Source organism: uncultured Mucilaginibacter sp., from assembly GCF_903913935.1.
Lineage (GTDB): Bacteria > Bacteroidota > Bacteroidia > Sphingobacteriales > Sphingobacteriaceae > Mucilaginibacter.
The window spans coordinates 1-5,824 of sequence record NZ_CAIWNH010000564.1 but is presented as its reverse complement, the minus strand read 5'-3'; the positions used below and the strand labels follow the sequence as shown (position 1 = coordinate 5,824).

6 protein-coding genes and 2 tRNA genes are annotated in these 5,824 nt (G+C 40.7%); 2 read left to right on the top strand and 6 right to left on the bottom strand.

Translation table 11 applies throughout. The features are described from left to right. Positions 1–130: 130 nt before the first annotated feature. The 5 genes from QZY09_RS22860 to QZY09_RS22840 form a co-directional block, all read right to left on the bottom strand. Entirely contained in the window at positions 131–799 is a 669-nt protein-coding gene (locus tag QZY09_RS22860; protein ID WP_295676545.1) for an alpha/beta hydrolase, read from the bottom strand. Positions 800–807: 8 nt separating this feature from the next. Beyond that, entirely contained in the window at positions 808–1,005 is a 198-nt protein-coding gene (locus QZY09_RS22855; protein ID WP_295676543.1) for a hypothetical protein, read from the bottom strand. A gap of 255 nt (positions 1,006–1,260) precedes the next feature. Further along, positions 1,261–2,058, bottom strand: a complete 798-nt coding sequence (locus QZY09_RS22850; protein WP_295676539.1) for a Fic family protein — start codon at positions 2,056–2,058, stop codon at positions 1,261–1,263. Between the two features lie 170 nt (positions 2,059–2,228). Then, a tRNA-Met gene (locus QZY09_RS22845) sits at positions 2,229–2,301 on the bottom strand. A 127-nt stretch (positions 2,302–2,428) separates the two neighbouring features. After that, positions 2,429–2,501, bottom strand: a tRNA-Met gene (locus QZY09_RS22840). Between the two features lie 145 nt (positions 2,502–2,646). Between QZY09_RS22840 and era the strand changes: the two genes are divergently transcribed. Further along, a complete protein-coding gene (era, locus tag QZY09_RS22835) occupies positions 2,647–3,522 on the top strand; it encodes a GTPase Era (protein WP_295676536.1) in 876 nt (291 codons plus the stop codon). Positions 3,523–3,643: 121 nt separating this feature from the next. Further along, entirely contained in the window at positions 3,644–4,945 is a 1,302-nt protein-coding gene (gene der / locus QZY09_RS22830) for a ribosome biogenesis GTPase Der (protein WP_295676533.1), read from the top strand. Between the two features lie 78 nt (positions 4,946–5,023). Here der and QZY09_RS22825 read toward each other — a convergent pair. Continuing rightward, a partial coding sequence (locus QZY09_RS22825; protein WP_295676530.1) for a S41 family peptidase occupies positions 5,024–5,824 on the bottom strand: 801 nt, incomplete at its 5' end.

Here is a 5,824-nt window from a genome sequence, read left to right as displayed (position 1 = left end):
AGTTGATTATAATCGGGCCTGGTAGTGGATAAACTCAGTATTGCTAACGAAATGACGCAGTTTGATCGTAAGAACCGAGAGTTCGAAAATATTTATCGAAGCATCTTTTTAATACCAAATACGATTAGGTTTACTTTAAGAAGTCATCCAGGTAACCTAATATTGTTTTTGTTTGCATCATCAGGCTAACATGCCCCTGCGAAGGAACAATGGCCAAATGCGATTTTGGCATCGGTGCCATATCAGCAGATACGCCGCCTCCCAGTAATTGATATGTTTTCGCCAACTCAATTTTATCCAGGCCATCATTGTCGCCCGAGATGATCAATACCGGGGAAGTGATTTTTGCAATATTACTGTCACCCATGTCGAATGGCGTTGCGACAAAAGCAAGCATTTGTTCTATAAACTTTGTCCATTTTGTTTTATCCGGTGCTATCGCATCGTATGCCGCTTTCATGGGCGAATTGTCAAATAATTCAGGCTTAAAACCTTTAAACCCATTAGTTACTACGGGCAGCCAGCCGCTACTTTTGTAAGTGGAAGAAATGATCACTAATTTGCTTACCCGTTTAGGGCTCTGTATGGTCAATTGGTAAGCTACGGAGCCACCCATGCTATATCCTACAATATCGGCACTGTCAACTTTTAAATAATTCATTACGCATTCTACGTCGCTTGCCATGTTAGCCAGGTCTAATTTTCTATCTGAATACGGCGTGTGCCCATGTCCCTGCATTTCAATGGCAATTACTTTTCTTGTTTTCAACAATTCAGGTATTAATTGCCCCCAGTTCATCGCTATGTTCATAAAAGCACCATGCAGCAAAACGAGAGGCTTACCCTCACCATAACTTCGTAATAAACTTTAATGCCATTAACAGGCACGTAGCCACTTTCAGCAGGTTTACTTTGTTGCCCCTTAGATTGAAACACCGTAAAAAGAATAATAGCAATTATTAATACCGGTTTGAGGACTTCAGATCCTTTGGTCACACTTTTCATAATAGGTTATTTTAATTATTTTGATTTATTTGACTATACAAAGATCGAAGGCATTTCAGGATTTTACGCCGTGTAAGAGTGACAAAATAAGGGGTGGATAGAGACAAATGGCACCCTGAAGAATAATTGCGGGTGTTTACAATAGCGTAAATAGCGATGAGGGTAAGAAAGAAAAAAACAGGGCTTTCGACCTGAGGTTTTCACTTGCTATGTAGAGGGGCGGACTCTAACCTACAATCATTTGCCCTGCCTCACTTAAAACATCAAATTAAACCCTTTGCCTTTTTTAGGTTTATCAATTTCTTCGAATTTCCTGATTTCGTTTTCAAGAAGCTTCGTGTATTCACTTGCCATAAAATCCCTGAAAATTTGAATATCATCCTTTTCCCGCGTATCAACCAAAGCCTGGATATATTCAGCTTTGGCCTCACTATCAATAATGGCAAGCGGCAAATTATAATAAGCCTGTATATAGTTCATTAGCAATCTTGATGTACGGCCATTACCATCGTAAAACGGGTGTATGCTCACTAAATTAAAATGAGCGTCGAACGACAGATTTAATTGATCAGTTATCGTGATCGTTTCTTTTATAAGTCCATTTAACTTGGCCGCCAGTTGATCTGTTAACGTTTCAACTTTATCAAAGTTCGGGAAATAAGTTGTGCCGGCCGAAACATTGCCTTTTCTAAACGCGCCGGTAGTGGAATCTACAGTGCCAAATACTGTATTATATATTTTACCGGTACTTTTTACAACCAGCGCATTAATCTCTTTTATAAAATTTACGGTAATATCCCTTTTTTCACGAGCTGCATTTAAGGTAAACAACAGCGCGGCATAATGATCGGTGACCATCAAGCTATCATGTATGGGTTTACCTTTAGGCGTAAGACCTTCATTAATCAATACCTGCGCCTCAACCTCAGTTAAGGTTGAGCCCTCAATTTTAGTAGAATGATGAACAATAGAGATCAGGTTGAACTTTTCATGATCAATAACATCATCGATGCCCAGGCTTTTATACCGGTTTATGAGTGCTGGTAAATCCATTTTTTTGCTGAAAGTAACGCTGGTATCTCAAAGATAACATTTCTAAATCCTAATGATTTGGCAATTTTTATAAAGTTGACAAAATAGTCTGGTTAAAGAATAAGGTAAAACCGCCCAAACACAAAAAAGTCTTTAGACTTACGACTAAAGACTTTTGACTTAGAAAAAGGTAGCGGGAACAGGACTCGAACCTATGACCTTCGGGTTATGAGCCCGACGAGCTACCAACTGCTCCATCCCGCACTATTTTTATTTTTACGATCCGCCTCATTACCGCGAAAAGGGATTTAATTAATGGATCCTCCCGTCACCATGCTCCGGATTCTCCGGAGGATAAAAAAAGCCTCTGATTTTAATCAGAGGCTTCAGGTAGCGGGAGCAGGACTCGAACCTACGACCTTCGGGTTATGAGCCCGACGAGCTACCAACTGCTCCATCCCGCACTGTTTTTTGATATGTTGCGATCCGTTCATAACTCCGGAAAGTTCCTTCCAATTGTCAAAAATGCAATTTGCACTCCGTTTTAATTGGACTGCAAAGATATAATTCGTTTCTTTGCAGTCCAAATTAAATTTTATTTATTTTTATATGGCGCACAGGGCAGGTTTTGTAAGTATAATTGGTAAACCCAACGCGGGTAAATCAACGCTGATGAACGCGCTCGTGGGCGAAAAAATGTCCATCATCACCCCAAAAGCACAAACAACCCGGCATAGAATATTGGGCATTGTAAACGATGAAGACTATCAGATCGTCTTTTCTGACACGCCAGGGATCATCAAGCCACATTACGCTTTGCACGAAAGTATGATGCACCAGGTAGATGGCTCTATCGTGGATGCCGACCTTATTTTATTGGTTACCGACATTTACGAAGAATATGATGAAGGTGATGTTTTAAAGAAACTGGAAGGTTCACAGGCGCCCCTGGCTGTTTTGGTAAATAAGGTTGATCAATCCGACGAGGAAACGGTTAAAGCGAAGATTGAGTACTGGCAGGAAAAACTAAATCCAAAAGCGGTGTTCGCTATCTGCGCGTTAAAAGATTATAATGTGCTGGCGGTAATGAATTTTGTGATCGAGCATTTGCCCGAACACCCGGCGTATTATGAGAAAGATGCACTGACAGATCGTAACGATCGGTTTTTTGCATCGGAAATGATCAGGGCGCAGGTTTTTAAACAATACAAAAAAGAAATTCCTTATAGCACGGAAGTTATCATCACCGCTTTTGTGGAAGGTGAAAAATTGCACCGCATCAGCGCCGAGATCATTGTTGAACGCGATTCGCAAAAAAATATCATCATCGGCAAAAACGGCGAGATGCTAAAAATTGTCGGCACTTACGCCCGGCGCGATATGGAGGAGTTTTTTCAGAAAAAGGTTTTCCTTGAAATGTTTGTAAAAGTTATACCCGACTGGCGCAGTAAGAAAAATTACCTTAAACAATTTGGGTACGAATAGTAACAAAGTAAAAAGTAGTGAGTCTTGAGTCTAAAGTCAATTCCACTACAGTAAATAATAATTTGTCTTAAGATGTACTATTGACTACAGACTTAAGACTATAGACTTAAGACTTAATTCAATGAGTAACATAGTAGCCATAGTAGGTCGCCCCAACGTAGGCAAATCAACTTTATATAACCGTTTAACCGAAACCCGCAAAGCCATTGTGGACGACGTGAGCGGCGTAACCCGCGACAGGCACTACGGTGTATCAGAGTGGATTGGTCATTCTTTCACTGTGATTGACACTGGAGGATATGTAGCCAATTCGGCAGATGTATTTGAAGCGGCTATCCGCGAACAGGTGATCATCGCTATCGAGGAAGCGACCGTTATCCTGTTTATGGTCGACGTTACTACAGGGATTACCGATCTTGATGATGAAATTGCCAGCCTGCTGCGCAAGGGTAAAAAACCTGTGTTTGTAGTAGTTAATAAATTGGACAATACTTCGCTGTTGGCTGATTCAATGGTGTTTTATAGTTTGGGACTGGGTGAATTATATAATATTTCATCAATGACAGGTTCAGGTACTGGTGAACTGCTGGACGAAGTGGTAAAACATTTTGATGATGAGCAGCTGGAAGAAAATACTTTACCCAAATATGCTATTGTAGGCCGTCCGAATGTGGGCAAGTCATCCATTATCAATTCGCTTATCGGCAAAGAGCGTAATATTGTTACGCCAATTGCAGGCACTACCCGCGATTCTATCCATATCCATTATAACCAGTATGGACATGATTTTATGCTGATAGACACTGCCGGGCTGCGTAAAAAAACAAAGGTTAAGGAGAATATCGAGTTTTACTCGGTTATGCGTACCATCAAGGCTTTGGAAGAAGCCGATGTGGTGATATTAATGATTGATGCTGTTGAAGGGATCGAATCGCAGGATATCAACATTTTCCACCTTGCTGAGAAAAATAAAAAAGGCGTGGTGATCGTGGTAAACAAGTGGGACCTGATCGAAAAAAACAACAAAACTGTTAAAGTTTTTGAAGAACAGATCCGCGACAAAATAGCGCCGTTTACCGATGTGCCTATTGTATTTACTTCGGTAACTGAAAAACAAAGGGTGTTGAAAGTAATTGAAACTGCGAATCAGGTTTATCAAAATAAGGTCCGCAAAATACCTACTTCAAAGTTGAACGAGATAATGCTACCGATCATCGAAAATTACCCGCCGCCATCTATTAAAGGCAAATACGTAAAGATCAAATACATTACTCAAATAGCCGGCACATCGCCGATGTTTGCTTTCTTTTGTAATTTACCGCAATACGTAAAAGAGCCGTATTACAGGTTTATCGAAAATAAGTTAAGAGAAAACTTTGAGTTCGAAGGCGCTCCGATACAGGTATGGTTTAGGCAAAAATAGGGAGATGTGCAGATGTGCGGATTTCAGATGTGCAAATGGTAGGAAATCTGCACATCTGCATATTTGCACATCCGCACATCAATTAACCGCTTCCACCGCTTTATTCAACGTAACATCATTACTGTTCATCACTTCAAAATAAGCGTTGTCTCCCCATTTAAAACGGGCGGCGGAGGCTTTAAGGAGCGACTTTATAGTTGATTTGGAGAGAAGCAATTCCTTTGAATCCATTTCCTTTATAGTTTTTGAAGCATAAAGGATAAACCTGTTGAATTCATCATCGCTAACATTGTACTGGCTTACAAAAGCATCGGAAGTATGGAATTTATTTAACACCGGCCTTAATTGGTCTATAGTATAAGCTGTAAATAGTTGTTGTTCGCTCAATTCCTGCACAAGCTCTGTATTGATAGTGGTATCAGCAGGCACAAAAATATCAGGCATAATACCGCCGCCGCTATATACCTTTTTACCGGATGAAGTGTGGTATGGCGAAGGCTTTTTAAATATGCTATCGCTTAAAGTACTTTGTTCCGAAAAAAGCTCGCCTTTCCGCATCCGCTCTGCTATTTCTTTATGATAGATTTCTGTACCGTATTTGTATGATTTTTGGATTGAACGGCCAGAGGGGGTGTAGTACCGGGCAACTGTTAAATTTACGGCAGAGCCATCACCAAAAGGAAATTGTTGTTGTACCAGCCCTTTTCCGAAAGAGCGGCGCCCGACGATTATTGCCCGGTCAAGATCTTGTAATGCGCCTGCCAGTATTTCACTTGCAGATGCAGAATATTCGTCGATCAGGACTGCAAGTTTACCTTCCTTAAACATGCCTGAATCAGTAGAGAAATAATCTTTACGTTCTTCGTGGGCGCCCTTGGT

Coding starts and splice junctions, on each gene's coding strand:
- era (WP_295676536.1), top strand. CDS start 2,647: ATGGCGCACAGGGCAGGTTTTGTAAGTATAATTGGTAAACCCAACGCG.
- der (WP_295676533.1), top strand. CDS start 3,644: ATGAGTAACATAGTAGCCATAGTAGGTCGCCCCAACGTAGGCAAATCA.
- QZY09_RS22855 (WP_295676543.1), bottom strand. CDS start 1,005: ATGAAAAGTGTGACCAAAGGATCTGAAGTCCTCAAACCGGTATTAATA.
- QZY09_RS22860 (WP_295676545.1), bottom strand. CDS start 799: ATGAACTGGGGGCAATTAATACCTGAATTGTTGAAAACAAGAAAAGTA.
- QZY09_RS22850 (WP_295676539.1), bottom strand. CDS start 2,058: ATGGATTTACCAGCACTCATAAACCGGTATAAAAGCCTGGGCATCGAT.